At 63.9% G+C, this 16,902-nt stretch carries 14 protein-coding genes; 7 read left to right on the forward strand and 7 right to left on the reverse strand.

The genetic code is table 11. The annotated features are described in order from the left end of the window. Positions 1–59: 59 nt before the first annotated feature. Positions 60–2,801 carry a hypothetical protein gene (locus G404_RS0104335; RefSeq protein WP_051280242.1) on the forward strand — a complete coding sequence of 914 codons (2,742 nt, stop codon included), beginning with the start codon at positions 60–62 and terminating at the stop codon, positions 2,799–2,801. Between the two features lie 146 nt (positions 2,802–2,947). Then, on the forward strand, positions 2,948–3,958 hold the full coding sequence (locus tag G404_RS0104340) for a LacI family DNA-binding transcriptional regulator (protein ID WP_028640001.1): 1,011 nt from the start codon (positions 2,948–2,950) through the stop codon (positions 3,956–3,958). A gap of 64 nt (positions 3,959–4,022) precedes the next feature. On the opposite strand, the gene G404_RS0104345 is transcribed toward G404_RS0104340, so the two are convergent. Further along, on the reverse strand, positions 4,023–6,398 hold the full coding sequence (locus tag G404_RS0104345) for a TonB-dependent receptor (protein WP_028640002.1): 2,376 nt from the start codon (positions 6,396–6,398) through the stop codon (positions 4,023–4,025). A 166-nt stretch (positions 6,399–6,564) separates the two neighbouring features. Between G404_RS0104345 and G404_RS0104350 the strand changes: the two genes are divergently transcribed. Beyond that, positions 6,565–7,593 carry an AraC family transcriptional regulator ligand-binding domain-containing protein gene (locus tag G404_RS0104350; RefSeq protein ID WP_028640003.1) on the forward strand — a complete coding sequence of 343 codons (1,029 nt, stop codon included), beginning with the start codon at positions 6,565–6,567 and terminating at the stop codon, positions 7,591–7,593. Here G404_RS0104350 and G404_RS0104355 read toward each other — a convergent pair. The 6 genes from G404_RS0104355 to wrbA form a co-directional block, all read right to left on the reverse strand. Further along, positions 7,578–8,042, reverse strand: coding sequence for a low molecular weight protein-tyrosine-phosphatase (locus G404_RS0104355; protein WP_028640004.1), 465 nt, complete (start codon positions 8,040–8,042; stop codon positions 7,578–7,580). The two genes, G404_RS0104350 and G404_RS0104355, sit on opposite strands and share 16 nt — an antisense overlap. A gap of 128 nt (positions 8,043–8,170) precedes the next feature. Then, entirely contained in the window at positions 8,171–9,298 is a 1,128-nt protein-coding gene (locus G404_RS0104360; RefSeq protein ID WP_028640005.1) for a glycerophosphodiester phosphodiesterase, read from the reverse strand. Positions 9,299–9,312: 14 nt separating this feature from the next. Continuing rightward, the gene (locus G404_RS0104365; RefSeq protein WP_028640006.1) at positions 9,313–10,233 is read right to left on the reverse strand and encodes a carbon-nitrogen hydrolase family protein; all 921 of its coding nucleotides are present in this window, start codon (positions 10,231–10,233) and stop codon (positions 9,313–9,315) included. A 7-nt stretch (positions 10,234–10,240) separates the two neighbouring features. Then, the gene (locus G404_RS0104370) at positions 10,241–10,828 is read right to left on the reverse strand and encodes a GNAT family N-acetyltransferase (RefSeq protein WP_028640007.1); all 588 of its coding nucleotides are present in this window, start codon (positions 10,826–10,828) and stop codon (positions 10,241–10,243) included. After that, positions 10,825–11,232: a ketosteroid isomerase-related protein gene (locus tag G404_RS0104375; RefSeq protein ID WP_028640008.1), complete on the reverse strand. Its 408-nt coding sequence runs from the start codon at positions 11,230–11,232 to the stop codon at positions 10,825–10,827. The genes G404_RS0104370 and G404_RS0104375 overlap by 4 nt, the downstream gene beginning before the upstream one ends. 133 nt (positions 11,233–11,365) lie before the next feature. After that, positions 11,366–11,965: an NAD(P)H:quinone oxidoreductase gene (wrbA, locus tag G404_RS0104380; protein WP_028640009.1), complete on the reverse strand. Its 600-nt coding sequence runs from the start codon at positions 11,963–11,965 to the stop codon at positions 11,366–11,368. Between the two features lie 316 nt (positions 11,966–12,281). Between wrbA and purC the strand changes: the two genes are divergently transcribed. The 4 genes from purC (at position 12,282) to G404_RS20975 (ending at position 16,880) form a co-directional block, all read left to right on the forward strand. Further along, positions 12,282–13,067, forward strand: a complete 786-nt coding sequence (gene purC / locus G404_RS0104385; protein WP_028640010.1) for a phosphoribosylaminoimidazolesuccinocarboxamide synthase — start codon at positions 12,282–12,284, stop codon at positions 13,065–13,067. An 82-nt stretch (positions 13,068–13,149) separates the two neighbouring features. After that, entirely contained in the window at positions 13,150–14,964 is a 1,815-nt protein-coding gene (locus G404_RS0104390; RefSeq protein ID WP_028640011.1) for a hypothetical protein, read from the forward strand. A gap of 18 nt (positions 14,965–14,982) precedes the next feature. Further along, entirely contained in the window at positions 14,983–15,876 is an 894-nt protein-coding gene (locus G404_RS20970; RefSeq protein WP_342663692.1) for a CocE/NonD family hydrolase, read from the forward strand. After that, complete coding sequence (locus G404_RS20975) at positions 15,873–16,880, forward strand: CocE/NonD family hydrolase (RefSeq protein ID WP_342663693.1); 1,008 nt, start codon at positions 15,873–15,875, stop codon at positions 16,878–16,880. The genes G404_RS20970 and G404_RS20975 overlap by 4 nt, the downstream gene beginning before the upstream one ends. Positions 16,881–16,902 lie beyond the last annotated feature (22 nt).

A 16,902-nucleotide genomic window follows, 5' to 3' on the forward strand; every position in this document is an offset into this window, starting at 1 on the left:
TGCCTGCGCGCCAACGCAGCACGGGATTCAGTTCTGCGACCGCGCTGCTGGCGCTGCCGATGGCGGCCGGTCCGGGCGTGGCATTGGCCGCACCCGGCCCGACGCCGGGGCCGGAACCGGGCCCACCGCAAACGATCGCTCCGCCCAGCACCCCGCAGCAGGCATCCCCCGGTCAGCTTGCGCGCCCGGGCCAGCCGATTGCCAGCGGTGCCCCGGTGCTGTCCGACGACAACGAGCTGATCCTGGAAATCCGCACCCAGCACCGCGAAATGACCGACACGATTACCGCGCACGGACTGCGTGGCGGAATCTATCTGCCGATGGGCGATCTGGCGCGGTTCCTGGACCTGCCGATCAGCATCAGCGACGACGGTCACTATGCCAATGGCTGGTATCTGTCGCCCGGCCGGACGATCTCGATCAACCTGCGCGCAGGCACGATCGTTCAGGGCGGCAAGGAGGCGCCGCTGCCCAAAGGCGACTTTGTCGCCCATGACGGCGAATTGTGGATCAGGGCCGACCGGCTGCAGGACATTCTGCCGATCCGCATCGTCACCGATTTGCGCGCGCAGACGGTGGTGGTGAAAACGCTTGAGGCGTTTCCCTTCGAACAGCGCCTGGCGCGCGACGCCGCGCGTGAACGGCTGACCAGTCTGGGGGGCCGCGCCCCGGCCCAGACGTATCCGCGCCAGCCAACGCCCTATCATGTGATCGACACCCCGATTGCCGAGGTAGAACTCCGTGCCGCAGGCGCACAGGGCATTGCGGCCCATCTGGAAACCGATCTGCGCGCGTCGGGCGATGTGCTGTTCATGACCGGGCGGTTCTTTGCCAGCCTGTCATCAACGAGCGGACTTGTCGCCGCGCGCATGGAACTGGGCCGCCGCGATCCCGAAGCGCATCTGCTGGGGCCATTGCGGGCGACCGAATTCGAACTGGGCGATGTTGCCACCGAGTCAATGCCGGTCGGTCTGCGCGGGGTGGCCGGACGCGGTCTGATGCTGACCAATGAACCGTTGGAACACGCCTCGGTGTTCGAGACGATGGATTTTCGCGGGCCCCTGCCCTCGGGCTTTGAGGTCGAACTGTATCGCAACGATACGCTGGTGGGATCAACCGGCACCGCGGTGAACGGCGATTACGAATTCCTGCATATCCCGGTCGATTTCGGGCTGAACGTGTTTAGGCTGGTATTCTACGGGCCCCAGGGGCAGCGCCGCGAGGAAGTGCGCCGGATCAGCGTGGGTGATGGCCGCCTGGCCAAAGGCGCGTTCACCTACAACGTGTTCGCCGTGCAAAAGGACAAGGCCGTCATCAACGCGACCGAGCCCGGGTTTCAGCCCACGCTCGATTACGGCGACTGGCGCGAAGGTTTTGCCGTGCAATATGGCCTGACCAGCGCGATCACCGTGGTCGGCAGCGGCGCGCTGTATCAGACCACAGGCACGCCTGGCACCACAGCGCGCTGGCTGACCTCGGCCGGCCTGCGCACCGGCATCGCCGGCTGGGCGGCCAAGCTTGATGCCAGTGTCGGCACAGGCGGGGCCACCGCGATCGAGGCAGGGGTGGCGGGCAAAGTGTTCGACACCAGCGTGGTCGCCATCCATGCCGAATATGGCCATGGCTATATCGACGAAGTGCGATCACCCAGCGATCTGCCCTTGACCTCGATGACCGAGTTCGACCTGTCCAAAACGCTGCATTTCGGGCCAAAGACCGTGCCCCTGGCATTCAGCTGGCAACATCTGACCTTTGCCAATGGCCAGGTCACCGACACGGCAGCGTTCCGGCAGACGGTCACGTTCGGTCGGGTCATGGCCGCCAACGTGATCAACTATATCGACACCGCCACCCCGGGCGCCCCCACCACCCACACCACCAATGGCGTGTTCGACCTGTCGACCTTTGCCGGCAGCCACACCCAATACCGTGCCGAGGCGAGCTATACCGTGGGTCCTCACCCGGTGCTGGTGTCGCTGGGCGGCGAAGTCGCGCATGACATCGATGCGCGCACCACCGTGCGTGCATCGCTGAACCAGACCTTCACCACCCGCCAGACCACCGCCGGGCTGTCGGGCACGCGCAAGTTCGGTCCGTTTGCGCTGTCATTCGATTCGACCTACACGCCGCAGTCGCGGGCGTATGCCTTTACCATGCGGCTTGGTTTCAGCTTTGGCCGCAATCCGCTGAACGGGCGGATGTTTGTGGCGCGGCCGGGCCTGTCCAGCAGCGGCGCTGTGGCGGTGCGCGCCTTTTCCGACACAAACGGCAACGGCCTGTACGATCCGGGCGAACCGGTTATCGGCAATGTCAGCTATTTTACCGGATCACAGCATGTGACGGCGGGTGCCGAGGGCAACGCGGTGTTGACCGGCACCGGCGATGGCACGCGTGCCGCGGTACGGATCGACACCGCCAGCCTGCCCGACATCGCAATGGCGCCAACGCGCGCCGGCGTCGAAGTGATCGCACGGCCCGGCCGCATTCCGGTGGTGGACTTCGCGATCCAGCAGTTGAGCGATATCGAAGGCACCGCGGTCTATGCCGATGGCAGTCACAAGCGCGGCGTGGCCGGCCTGAACCTGCAACTGATCGACACCCACGGGCGTCGGGTGGCGCATGCGCGCAGCGAAGGCGACGGTTTCGTGCTGATCGAACAGGTCCGACCGGGGGATTATCGCCTGGAAATCGTGCCCGACCAGGCGCGCAATCTGAAAATCCGCCTGCTGAGCGATGACGCCGTGCATGTCGGCACCAAAGGCAAGGTGATCCGCCTGAAGATCGTTGTGGCATCGCAATAACGTAATGCAGCAAAAAAGCCGAACTTTCGGCTTTGCGCAGACTATTACAATGTCGTAACGTTACGGCGTGCCTGGCGTTGTCCGATGGACCGCTGCGTGCAGGAACGGCCCCGCTAAGGTCATGTCCCCAAAAGGAGCACGCCGCGATGACTTCGGTGATATCCCCGGTGCGCAGCATTTCCGACCTGGCGCGCATTGCCGGAGTTTCGGTTTCGACCGTATCGCGCGCATTGACCGGCAAGGGCACGCTGAACCAGTCAACCCGCGATCGCATTCGCGCGATCGCCGATGACCACGGGTTCCGTCTGAACGTGGCGGCGCAAAACCTGCGGCTGGGACGGACCGGGGCGGTGGGCGTGCTGTTGCCGCTGGGCCATGAACGCGCGCAAGCCCTGTCCGATCCGTTCTTTTCCGAAATGTTTGCGCATCTTGCCAATGCGCTGACCGACCATGGCTATGACCTGCTGGTGTCGCGCGTGCTACCGCAAGGCCCTGCGTGGCTTGACGATTTCGTGCGGTCTGGCCGCACCGACGGGATCATCCTGGTCGGGCAGTCGGATCAGGGAACGGTGCTGAACCACATCGCCGCGCATTACCGGCCGATGGTGGTGTGGGGCGCCTATGCGCCTGAAAACCTGTACACCACGGTCGGGTCGGACAACCATGCCGGCGGGGCGATGGCGGCAAAACATCTGTTGCAGCGCGGATGCCGGCGCCTTGCCTGGTTCGGCCATGCCAGGGCCCCGGAATTTGCCGCGCGCCAGGCCGGATTTCTGTCCAGCCTGCCCGACGATCTGCGCCAGGCCTGCGATCTTGTCCCCGTACACATCACGCCCGAGGGCAGTCGCGCGTCGGCCCATGCGTATTTCGAGGCGGGACACCGCCCCGACGGAGTGTTCGCCGCCAGCGACATCGGGGCAATCAGCGTTATCGCAGCCGCCGCGGAATTCGGCATTCGCGTGCCCGAGGACATGGCCGTGATCGGGTTTGACGATATCGTGCTGGCCCGATTGAGCCGGCCGCCGCTGACCACCGTGCGCCAGGATATCGAGGCCGGCGCGCGCATGCTGGTCGATCTGCTGCGGCGCCGGATGGCCGGGGTGGAAACCCAGTCGGTGCAATTCGCGCCGAAACTGATCGTGCGCGAATCCGCCTGAACGCCAAAACGACAACGGGCCGGCGCGTGGCAAGACGCGCCGGCCCGTTGATTTCAAATCGCGCTCAGAACGTGGCGTGCAGACGTACGCCAAAGGTGCGCGGCGGCGCCATATAGGCGTTCTGGGTGCCTGTTTGCAGCGGGGTTTCAAAGACCTGCGACTGATAGATCTTGTTGGTCAGGTTCTGTACCCAGCCTTCGAGCGTGTAGCGGTGCGCGATTTTCACGCCCAGATTGGCGTTGATCAGACCGACCGAGCCCTGGATGTTGTTGCCCGCGACGTTGTTGTACTGGCTGCTGGTGTACTGGTACTGCACCCGCCCGATCAGATCGACGTTGTCGGTCATCGGCGTGTCGAGCGTGGCGCCGACGTTGGCGCTAAGCTTTGGCGCAAAGCGGAACCGCGAACCCGACAGGTGCTGATCGATGTTGGGATCGACGCCATACTGCGCGTGCGGGATCCAGGTGGCATCGGCATTCAGCGTGATCGCCTTGGTCAGGGCGAACGTGTTTTCGATTTCGGCGCCGTAATCAACCGCCGATTTGGCATTGAGCACGGTGAACCGCAGGCCGACGAACTGGGCGATCTGCAGGTTTTTCAGATCATAGTAGAACACCGAAATATTGGTGCGCGCACGGTGGTCAAGATACTGGACCTTGGCACCCACTTCGAACGCGTTGATCGTTTCGGGCTTGTATGATGCATCGAGCGGCGCGGCGGGTGCAGCCCCCCCGGCCAGCGCCGAAATCAGGTATCGCAGTTGCGGCGGCAAGGCACCGAAATAGGCCGCGTTGTTCAAAACGCCGCCAGCCGCGTTTTCGTCCATGTTGATTCCGCCGGCCTTGAAGCCGCGGTTGTAGGTGGCATAGCCCATGGCGTTGGGGGTAAGCTTGTATTGCAGTCCGAAGGTGCCCGAAACCGCCTTGTCGGTGTGGCTTTGGTCATAGGCCGGCGCCGGACCCAGGTTGAGCAGCGTCGCCCACGACGTGGGATTGGGATCGAAGTGATCATACGCGAACGACCCGGTCTTGTGCTCGATCGAATAGCGCAGGCCCCCGATCACGCTGAACTGGTCGGTCACCTTGAAATCGCCATGCGCAAACACCGCATAGGAATCGGTCGAACCATGCATCGATTCCTGATCGAGCAGACCAGGCGATGCCTCGGCCGTACCGAAGGGCAGCCCGGCCACGCCGTAGAGCACGCGATCCCAATAGGTCTGCGCTTCAACTCCGTTGAACAGCGAACGGCCCGACTTCAGCTTTTCCGACGAGACAAAGCCGCCGACGACCACGTCGGCGTTGAGCGACGGAATGCGCGTGTTGTAGGTCAGTTCCTGCGAGGCGAAAACGCTGTGGAAATCCTCGTCATAAGGCAGGATGTCGGCGCCCGAAAAATCGGCGTCTTCGTTCAGTTGCACGACATCGAACCGGCGATAGGCAGTGACCGACTTCAGCATGCCCGCACCCACCGCGGCATCGACCAGCAAAGTCACGCCGCCATCCTTGGTCGACTGATAACCCAGCGAATTGAGCGACACCTGGAACTTCGACGGATCGGTCGACGGCAGCGTGTTGCCAATCGCCTGCGTCAGCGCATCGACCAGCGGCGCGGTTGGCCCTGCGACGACGCGTTCCGTGGCATAGCAGCATGCGCCATGGCTGGCCGAATAGTCACCGATCAGGCGCACGGTAACCGATGACGACGGTTCCCACAGCAGCTGTGCCTTGCCAGCCAGGGTCTTGTTGCCGTCGACCGGCCGACCGGTGTTCACATCGGTGAAGAACCCGTCGGTGCCCGAAGCAAGCCCCGACACGCGCACCGCCAGATTGCTGGCCAGCGGCACATTGACCGAGCCCTTGAGCGAATAGGTGTTAAAATTGCCATAGGTGCCGTCGAACGAACCGCCCATTTCGGTGGTCGAAGGCTTGGTCGATGCCAGCAACAGCGCGCCTGCGGTGGTGTTCTTGCCGAACAGCGTGCCCTGGGCACCGCGCAACACCTGCAAGTTGTCGATATCGAGGAAATCCTGCAACGCGGCGGCCGCACGCGTGCGATAGACCCCATCGATGAACACGCCGACCGAGCCTTCGAACGAACGGCTGATCCCGGCAGTGCCCAGGCCGCGAATGATCAGATCCGCGCTGGACGAGGCGATGTTGGTGACGCGGAACGTGACGCTGGGCGTGATCGCACCGATGTTCGACACATTTTCAACGCGCGCCGTCGCCAAAGTATCGGCGTTTGCCGCGGTGATCGAAATCGGCACGTTCTGCAGCTTTTCCGAACGGCGCTGCGCGGTCACGACGATTTCCTGAAGGCCGGACTGCGGGGCGGTGCTCGCCTGATCGGCGGCAGGGGCTGCATCCGCCAGCGCCGGCGTTGCATAGACCGATGCGGCAACAGCAAGGGCCGAACCGGCCCGCCAAATGGCTTTCATGATAGTTCCTCTTCCTTCTGGACACGCTGTCTCGCGCGCTTGAACGGGTCCTTCTGATGGCCGGGATGGGCGGCCAGGGCGAAGGAACGCGGTGTGGTCCTGCGTCAATTCATCGTTTAAATCTTGACAAATTGCGCCTGTATCATGACAAATCACGCCTGAACCCATGGTGTTGCCGCTTGCCCACACTGCCTCGTTGCAGCAATTCGAACGCTATGCGCGGATCGCCGGGATCGATCTGGACGCCATCCTGAGCGACGAACACAAGGCGGTGCTGGCCGATGCCCGCGTCAGCGAGCTGGTCTCGGCCCAGGCCATTGTCGATATTTTCCAGATCGTGGGCATTGCCGCGCGGCGCGGTGACCTGGGGGTGGGGTTTGCCATGTGGTGCAACCTGCACGGCTATGGCCCGCTCAGTCTGTTGTGGGATCATTGCACGTCGGTCGATCAGTTGCTGCGGCTGGGCGGGCGGTATCTGCATCTCGAAACCGAGGCGATCGGATCATCGGCCAGCTTTGAAGGTGACGAGATTGCGGTGCAGCAGTTTGTCACCGTGCCGACGCTGTTGGGCGGCAGTCAGTATCTTGAATTGACCTTGACGCTGCAATTGCGGACGATCCGCCTGATCCTGGGCCAGCAATGGCACCCGGTGCGGATCGAATTCAGCCATCCCGCGCCGGATCAACTGGGCTTTCACCGCAGCGTGTTTCGTTGCCCGCTGGTGTTCGGGGCCGATCGCACCGCGCTGGTGCTGCACCAGGACGATCTGACGCGCGAAAGCGCCAACGGCAACGCGCACCTGACCGCCTATCTCGAACGCCAGCTCGAGGCCGCACGGGCCAGCCGCCGCGATGACGTGCTGCGCCCGCTCGACCGGTTCATCACCGCGCACCTGGCGGGCGGCGGCATGACGCTGGAACGCGCCTGTGCGGGGCTGGGGATCGGCGGCCGCACATTGCAGCGGGCCCTGGCCACCCGCGGCGTCACGTTTTCGGATGTGCTGGGGACAGTGCGGCGGCGCATCGCGGACGACTATTTTGCCTATCAGCGCAAACCCAACCTGGCCGAGCTGGCGCACCGCCTGGGCTATGCCGAGGCGAGTGCGGCCAGCCGGTTCCTTCGCGAAACCTACCGCACCGGCGCGCGCGCGCTAAGCCGGCGGGCGCGCATCGAGCGGGATCAGCGCAACAGGTAGGTGACAATGTGCCTGGCCGCTTCGGCGACATCGTCCCACGCTGCGGCAAAGTCGTCGGCATCGCCATAATAGGGATCGATCACCGCCTGGCCGGCACGCCCCGGCACGCGATCAAGCACAAGGCCCAGTTTGGCCAGCGGCCGGCGCGGGGCCAGCCGATGCAGATCGCGCAAATTCTGCGGATCGAGTGCGAAAATATGCCCGAAATGCATAAAATCGTCCTCGGTCACCATCCGTGCGCGATGTCGCGACAGATCGATGCCATGGCGCTGCGCCTCGGCAATCGCCCGCGGATCAGCGCCTTCACCGGCGTGAAGTCCGCTGGTGCCCGCAGAATCGATGGTCAGCGCCAGGCCCTGCGCCACTGCCTCGGCACGCAGGGCGGCTTCGGCCATGGGGGACCGGCAGATATTGCCCAGGCATACGAACAGAACAGCTTTTTGGCTCATTGCGGGATGCAGATCCTTTAACCGATGCGACACGCGAACCCGGTCAGATATGCACCCTCTCCCAATTGCGTAATGTCCCTAGGATTTGGCGAAAAGTCCAGTGCTTTGGCAGCGCGGCCAGAAACCGATCAGGTTGCCGCCGCCGTGTCGAGCGCGCGCCGCCCAAGCGCCGGGTCATCGGTAAAGAACCCATCCAGGCCTTCGCCCACATAGCGACGGATTTCGGCCACGCTGCCCTCGGGATTGCGCGCATTGGCGCCTGCATCATTGCGGAAATCGGCAGCCAGGTACTGGTTTTCGGGACGGAATGTATAGCAGCCGACCAGCAGCCCGCAGCGATGCGCATCGGCGATCACGGCCTTTGGTTCGGCCAGCCGGTCGCCTGCGCCCAACGGAATCAACTGGCGGGTCCACGGCGCGACCCAGTCGGCATAAGCGGCAATCGCGGCAAGCCCGTCGGCCGTCATCATCTGGCCATAGGTCAGCGTGCCACCCGCTTTGGCGACATCGGCCGGACGCAAGCCGTCGTCATCGATCAATTGCATGAACTGCACGTTGGGCATATCGCCCAGAATGCCGCGCAGCGATTTCAGATTGGCGATCTCGAAGGATTGCAGGATGACAGGCGCGCTGCTCAGGTACCGCGATGCATTGAGTTCGCGAACGAACCGGTCCTCCATGGTCAGGCCGATCCCGGCGAAATAGGTCGAATGCTTGATTTCGGGAATAAGGCCCACGGTGCGCCCGCGCGCAGCGGATTCGGCGGCAAGAAAATCGCCGATTTCGGCCAGGGTCAGGATGCGGAACATGCCGTCGTAGGAATGGCTTTCAACCCGCAGGCCATCGCCGACCATCCGTTCCCTGGCGCGCAACGTGCGCAATTCGTCAAGCGTGAAATCTTCGGTGAACCAGCCGGTCTGCGACACCCCGTCGACCAGCTTGGTGGTCTTGCGCGCAGCAAATTCGGGGTGCGCGGCAACATCGGTGGTTTCGGCGATATTGTTTTCATGCCGCGCCACCAGCACGCCGTCCTTGGTCACCACCAGATCGGGTTCGATATAATCGGCGCCATCGGCAATCGCCTTGGCATACGATCCCAGCGTGTGTTCGGGGCGCAGCGCGCTGCACCCGCGATGGCCCAGCACCACCGGCTTGACCGGGCGCGTCACCGCCCGGGCCGTGGTGCTCAGGCCTGCCAGCAGCGCAGCGGCAAGGCCGCCCCCTGCGACAAGAATGTCCCGCCGTGCCATGCGCATTGGTAGCAAACTCCTCAGGTCAGATCGACGATGGTCACATGCGGCAGGCGATCGGCACCCGGCTGTTCCACCCAGTCGCGTGCGTTCAGCACCCCCCCGTCGGCGCGCAAGGTGGCAACGTGGTTCAGGTCCAGATCGGCAAACACCCATTGCGCCGCCGATTCGTCTCCGATTGCCAGGACGCCGTCTTCGGGCATGGCAAAACCCTGGCCCGCGTGCCGGTCGGGCGGGCCATAGATCCCGGCGGCGCCGCGGTTGTGATCCATCGCGGGCGACCAGTCGACATCGCCCACCGTCGGGCAATGCACGGCATAACATTGCCCTTCGAGCGCGCGCGCCTGGCTGCCGATGCGCACGCGCCAGTATCCGTGCATGGTCTCGGTGCAACTTGGCACCAGCAGCACCTCGGCGCCGGCCTCGACCGCGGCGCGCGCCAGCAGCGGAAATTCGCTGTCATAGCAGATCAGCACCGCCAGCCGCCCCAGCGGAGTGACAAACAGGTTGATCCCCTGCCCGCCGACAATGCCCCATTCTTCGCGTTCGAACCGGGTCATCAGCAGCTTGTCCTGGCGCCCTGCGCGCCCGTCGGGTGAAAACAGCCGTGCGGTGTTGACAAACTGCCCGTCGGTCCGTTTGCGCGGCGCACTGCCCGCCAGGATCCAGATGCCGTGCCGGCGAGCAAGATCGGTGTGCAGCGCATCGACACGCGGCAACAGCGCCGACACCGTTTCGATCGAACCCTGCAGATCGCCCATTGTCGCAGGGTCCAGGCTGGCCAGTTCCATCGCGGCGTATTCGGGAAACACCGCCAGCACCGCGCCGCCTGCCGCAGCATCGGCCACCCATCGCGACAGCTTGGCCACATAGGCGTCCCAGTCGGCCAGGGCTTCGATCGGATATTGCGCGGCGGCCACGCGCCAGGCGGACATCACCATCGTGAAATCACCATTGCCGCAGCCAGTATTGCATGGGTTTCAAGGTTTCGCCCACGTCGCCGTGATCCTTCCAGCCGAGCTGCGTGATCAGCCCTTGCACCGGTGCATAGCCGCGTTTGGCCCAGAACGCATCATGCGCAACATGGCCCGCGGGCCGCGCCGGGTGATGGTCGGGCCGGATCACCGCGGCAAAACACGCGGCCTTGGCACCGCATGCCACGGCGTGTGCTTCGCGATGGTCGAAAAAGGCATGGCCGACGCCGCGGCCGCGATAGTCGGGCAGCAGCACGCTTTCGCCGAAATAGAACAGCCGGGCAACATCGATACCGCGCGCCGCAAACGGGTCACGGAACCCGGTCTTCTGGTGCACCATCGGTGCCGCCGTTGCCGCGCCGACCACGCGCGCGCCATCGAATGCCGCCACCAGCACCGCATCGGGCGCCGCGGCAAATTCCTTCAGATAGTCCGCTTCGTAGGCGGCATCGCCATCATACAGATAAGGCCATTCGGCAAAGACCCGGATGCGCAAGGCCGCCAGATCAGGCAATGCCGCCGCCAGTTCGGCGCCGGTCAGCGCACGAACGACAAGGCTCATGCCACTTGCGCCGTCCAGTCGGCCAGATTGTAATACATCGTCAAGCGCACGATACGCCCGTCGGCCACGCCGATGAATGCACCGGCAGGCAGGACGTACGTCTGGCCGGTTGCCTCGGGCAGGCCTTCGTCGGTGGCGATATAGGCACCATGAACGACGAATTCGGCCGCCGCACGCGTGCCGTCGTCGCTGGCCATCAGCACGACGTCTTCAAGCCGTTCCTTGTAGCATCGTTCCATATGCGCCAGAAACGCGGTGAACGCGGCCTTGCCCGATTGACGACTGCCCTGGTTGGTGTCGTGCGCCACGTCGTCTGCCAGGCAATCGAGCATGCCCTGCCAATCGCCCGCGTTGAATGCGGCATAGTAGCGTTCGAGCAAGGCAAGGGTGGCGGCACGGTGCATCGATCAGGGTCCCCGGCAGTGGTTGGAACCCGCCTCATAAAAGCGCGAGGGGCCCCCGCGCCATGGCAAAGTGATGCGATCAGAAAAATGAATACGGGCGCGCCCGGCGCAACGCCCCCGCGCCACACCGCGTTCAGCCGAACAGCTTGGTTGCGGTTTCGGCCACACGCTTGCCCAGATAGCGCGCGCTGTCCAGTTCCACGCCGCTTGGCTGACGGCTGCCATCGCCGCCGGCAATCGTGGTCACGCCATAAGGCGCCCCGCCCTTGACTTCATCGTGGCCCATCTGCCCGGCAAAGCCATAGTCGAGACCGACGATCGTCATACCGAAATGCAGCAAATTGGTCAGGATTGAAAACAGCGTGGTTTCCTGGCCGCCGTGCTGGCTGCCGCTGGCAGTAAATGCCGCGCCCACTTTGCCGTTGAGCGCTCCGCGCGCCCACAGCCCGCCAGCCTGGTCAAGGAACGCCGCCATCTGCGAGCTGATCCGGCCAAAGCGCGTACCGGTGCCCACCACGATCGCGTCATAATGTTCCAGATCGGCAATCGTGGCGACAGGCGCCTGCTGGTCCAGCTTGAAATGCGCAGCGGCAGCGATTTCGGCGGGAACGGTTTCGGGCACACGCTTCACGTCGACCTGGGCGCCGGTCGCGCGCGCGCCTTCGGCAATGGCCTGGGCCAGGGTTTCAACATGGCCGTACGTCGAATAATACAGGACAAGAACTTTGCTCATCGCGGGGGATCCCTTTGCTGTTTGATGGCCTGCGATCTATCCCCCACCGGGATCGCGCAGCAGCGGTATAATCCCGCACAAACCGTTCGGCTTTTTCGAAAAGTCGGCGTAAATGTCGCGCCCGGGCCTGACCGATTGCGCAAGGTCGCGTTTTCGCCTAAGGGGCCAGCCTCGTGAAAGCCCCGGCCGGGCTGTGCGTGCGTGCCGATCATGCCCCGGGCGCACCGGTTTTGCCGGGTTTTTTAACTGGCTTGCGTTGCGGTCGCTTTCAAAAAGGCGATACCGTGAACGCCCGCTGCCACAGGAAGAATGCCCCATGTCCCGTCGCCGCCAGATTTACGAAGGCAAGGCCAAGATCCTTTACGAAGGTCCCGAGCCCGGCACGCTGATCCAGTATTTCAAGGATGATGCCACCGCGTTCAACGCGCAAAAGCGCGGTACGATCAACGGCAAGGGCGTGATCAACAATCGCATCAGCGAATATGTGTTCACCCGGCTTGCGCATATCGGCATCCCGACTCACTTCATCCGCCGGCTCAACATGCGCGAACAGCTGGTGCGCCAGGTCGAGATCATTCCGATCGAGGTCGTGGTGCGCAATGTGGCCGCCGGATCGATTTCCAAGCGGCTGGGCATTCCCGAGGGCGAACCCCTGCCCCACACACTGATCGAATATTACTACAAGGACGATGCGCTGGGCGACCCGTTGGTGGCCGAAGAACACATCGCCTGCTTTGGCTGGGCCAACAACGAGGAAATGCACGACATTTCGTCGATGGCGATCCGCGTCAACGATTTCATGTGTGGCATGTTTGCGGCGATCGGCATCCGCCTGGTCGATTTCAAACTGGAATTCGGCCGCATCTGGGACGGCGATTTTGCGCGCGTGATCCTGGCCGATGAAATCAGCCCCGACGGCTGCCGCCTGTGGGATATCGCCACGGGCGAAAAGCTCGACAAGGACCGGTTTCGTCGCGATCTGGGTGGCGAAGAAGAAGCCTATCAGGAGGTTGCGCGCCGCCTGGGCCTGCTCGACAACGAAGGTGGCCCGTCCGAAGTGCTGGACCTGGGCGCGCATCGGAAACTGCGCACCAAGAAGTAGGCGTTTGATCCGGTTTCATTACCGAATTGACTGAATTGACCCGCTTGATACCCCTGCCGTGCAAACGGCAGGGGTATTGTGCATGGGGCAGACACAAGCAGCGCGATCGACCCTGTTTGACGGCTGGCGCGGCGCGGTTGTGGCGGCGTTCTGCCTGGCCATGGTCGCGGTGGGTGCCGCAGAAATCTTTGCCTCGGCGGAGCGCTATGGCCTGCTGGGCGAAGCGCAGGTCGGGCGCATCGGCGTGGGCTATCACATCGAAGACCAAAGCCCCGGATGGGTGGTGATTGATCGCATCGATCGCGGTGGCAGCGCGCAGCGCGCGGGCATCGGCGTCGGCGATGCGATGCGCTTTGCCGATCCGTTGATCAGGTCCAGCAATCCCCCGCCGGGCACCAGCGTCGATTTGACATTGCGCCATGCCGGGCACGTCCGGTCGCTGCGGTTGCAGGTCGAGGCGTTGATGCCGACAGATCAGCAATTCTGGCTGCGGGTGTGGTTGACAGCCATCGGCGGCAACGTGTTCGCGCTGTTGCTGGGCGCGCTGGTATTGTGGCGGGGTTGGGGCAGTCTGCCCGCCCTTGCGCTCGGGCTCGGGTTGATCGGCGGGATTACCGGCGACACCTTGCCGTGGTGGATGCTGGCATCACCCGCCAGACCGGTGTGGCTGACCGTGATCATGATCTGCGACTTGTGTCAGATCGGGCTGATGCTGTTTCCGATTGTGCTGTATCACACGCATGTCGCAGCACTCCGGCGCGGGTGGTGGTTTGCGATTGTCATTGTCACCGGTCTGTCGAGCCTCAATGCCGTGCTGCTGAGCAGCGAGCAATGGTTTGCATGGTCGGTCTGGCCCCCGCTACGCATTGCCGGAACCGCGGTCATGGTGTCTGCCGTGGTGCTGGCCTGCTGGTGGAGCTGGCGCGGCCGGTGCGACAGCTACGGCGCGGAACGCAGCCGGTTTTCCATCCTGCTGCTGGCCTGCGGCCTGTTTCTGGCAGGGGCCCTGATCTGGGTCGTTGAAACCGAAGGCACCAATCAGTTCAGCCCCCGCGCGCAGCAGTTGCTTGGCGCGACCAACCTGTTGCTGCTGCAGATCGCGGTGCCGCTGGCGCTGGCCTATGCGGTGTTGCGCCACAGGGTGATCGATCTGGGTTTCGCGCTCAACCGCACGGTGGTCTATGCCACTTTCAGCGCGATCCTGCTCGGCAGTTTCGGCCTGATCGAATGGGGCGTGGAGCACCTGTTGCCCGAAGAGCTGGTCAAGGCCAGCGCCTGGGTCGATGCGGGGGCTGCGGTGCTGGTCTATCTGGCGTTTCACCGGGTGCACGATGCGGTCGAACAACGCGTCGAGCATCTGTTCTTTCATCGCTGGCAGGCCAACGAAGACGCCTTGCGCCGGTTTGTCGCCTCGGCTGCGCATTTCGAGGAGACCGGCGCGCTGGCGCGGGCCTTTGCCGATGAACTGTCGCGCTTTGGCGGAAAGGCGCGCGTGGCGCTTTACCGCCGCACCGATGGCGTGCTCGACCGCGAGGCAGGCACCTGGGACAAGGCGCCCCGGCATTTCCGCGATGACAATGCCGCGTTTGCCCTGATGCGGGCCGAACGCGCCCCGCTCGATCTGACCGACATCGCCACCGACCTGCCCGGCGTGCTGGCACTGCCGATGCTCGATCACGGCGTGCTGGCGGGGCTGGTGCTGCTTGACCTGAAGGGCAATGGCGCGCTGTATCGGCCCGACGAGGTTGCACTGCTGGGCCGGGCTGCGCATGACGTGGGGCTGGCGCTGGCCGCGCTGCATGCCGGACGGATCGAAACCGAAAACCGTCTTTTGAAGGCGCAACTGTCGCGCCTGACCGGAATAATCGGCGACCGGCTTGAACGCGTCGGCGCATAACTGGGACGAGGGATTACGATGACGTCGAAATTTGTGATTTGCGCCGCCTTGCTGGTCGGCACGGCCAGCGCGGCGCTGGCTGCGCCGCCGACCCCGGTCTATGACGAGCGCCCGGCCAAGCTGGAAGAGCCCAGGGATGTGCGCGATTTCGACCGCCGCGTGGTCGACATTCCGATGCGCGACGGGGTGAAGCTGCACACCGTGATCCTGGTTCCCAAAGGCGCGCACGGGTCGGCCATGCTGCTGACCCGCACGCCCTACAACGCCGAGGAACAGACCAGCTATGGCCATTCGCCGCACATGGCCGCGCGGATCGATGGCTATGACAGCGCGCCCGATGTGGTGTCGGCAGGGCATTACATCCGCGTCATCCAGGACGTGCGCGGCAAATACGGCTCTGAAGGGGCCTATGTGATGAACCGGCCGTTCGTGGGCTCATCGCTGAACCCGACCAAAGTCGACCATGCCACCGACACCTATGACACGATCGACTGGCTGGTGAAGCACGTGCCCGAATCAAACGGGCGGGTCGGCATTCTGGGGATCAGCTATGACGGGTTCACCGCGCTTGCAGCACTGGTCCACCCGCATCCGGCGCTGAAAGTTGCGGTGCCGATGAATCCGATGGTCGATGGCTGGCGCGGCGATGACTGGTTCCACAACGGCGCGATGCGCATGCTGGGCAACGATTACGTGTACAACCAGGTGGCCGCGCGCGACAGTTCGGCGGTCTATGAATATGCCGAAGCCGACATGTACACCCATTTCATGCGCTATGGCTCGGCGGGTGCCGCGGCGAGCGCGCACGGGCTGGACCAGATCGGTTTCTGGCAGAAGATCAAGGCGCACCCTGCCTATGACGCGTTCTGGCAGGAACAGGCGATGGACCAATCCTGGCAAAAGAGGGTGTGACCGTGCCGACGATGCTGGTGCATTCGTTGTGGGATCAGGAAGATATCTATGGCGCGCCGGCGGTGTGGAACGCGTTGAAGCCGCTCGACAAGGATGGCAAACTGTACCTGTCGATGGGGCCCTGGTTTCACGGACAGGAAATCGAACGTGCCGACGCGCTGGGCCCGGTGCGGTGGGACAGCGACACCGGCAAATGGTGGCGCATGCACGTGCTTGCACCATTCCTGGCGCATTACCTGTATGACGCGCCGATGGATGTGGCGACCGTGACCGCGTTTCAGTCGGGCGCCAACGCGTGGCAACGCCTGCCCGGCTGGCCCACCGCCAGGGCCGAAACCAGGCTGTACCTGAGCGCCGACCAATCGCTGGGCTTTGCCCCGCACGACAAGACCGCGCAGCTGGATTACCTGTCCGACCCGGCCAATCCGGTGACCTATATGCCGCGTCCGAACAAGGCGGTCGGCTATGACAACAACCCCTGGCCGACCTGGCTGACCAGCGACCAGCGCACGGTATCAAGCCGTCCCGACGTGCTGACCTTTACCGGCCCGGTGCTTGACAGGCCGGTGACGATTGCCGGCCAGCCGACGGTGCACCTGGTCGCCGCGACCAGCGGCACCGACAGCGACTGGGTGGTCAAACTGATCGATGTCTATCCCGATGAAGTGCCGGGCGACAAGGCGATGGGCGGCTATGAACTGGCTGTCGGCATGGACATCTTTCGCGGCCGTTATCGCGAAAGCCTGTCGCAGGCGAGGCCGATCACCCCCAATATGGCGCTGACGTATGACTTTGCGCTGCCGCCCGCCAACCACGTGTTCCTGCCCGGCCACCGCATCATGGTGCAGATCCAGTCAAGCTGGTTCCCGCTTTATGACCGCAATCCGCAGACGTTTGTGCCCTCGATCATCGATGCCAAGCCGGGCGATTTTGTCAGGGCCACGCAAAAGATCAGCGTGGGCGGCGCCGATGGCACGTATATCAATCTGCCCGTGGTGAACTGAGCCCTGCGCATCCACCACACCT

The organism is Novosphingobium acidiphilum DSM 19966 (assembly GCF_000429005.1).
In the GTDB taxonomy this organism is placed as follows: domain Bacteria; phylum Pseudomonadota; class Alphaproteobacteria; order Sphingomonadales; family Sphingomonadaceae; genus Novosphingobium; species Novosphingobium acidiphilum.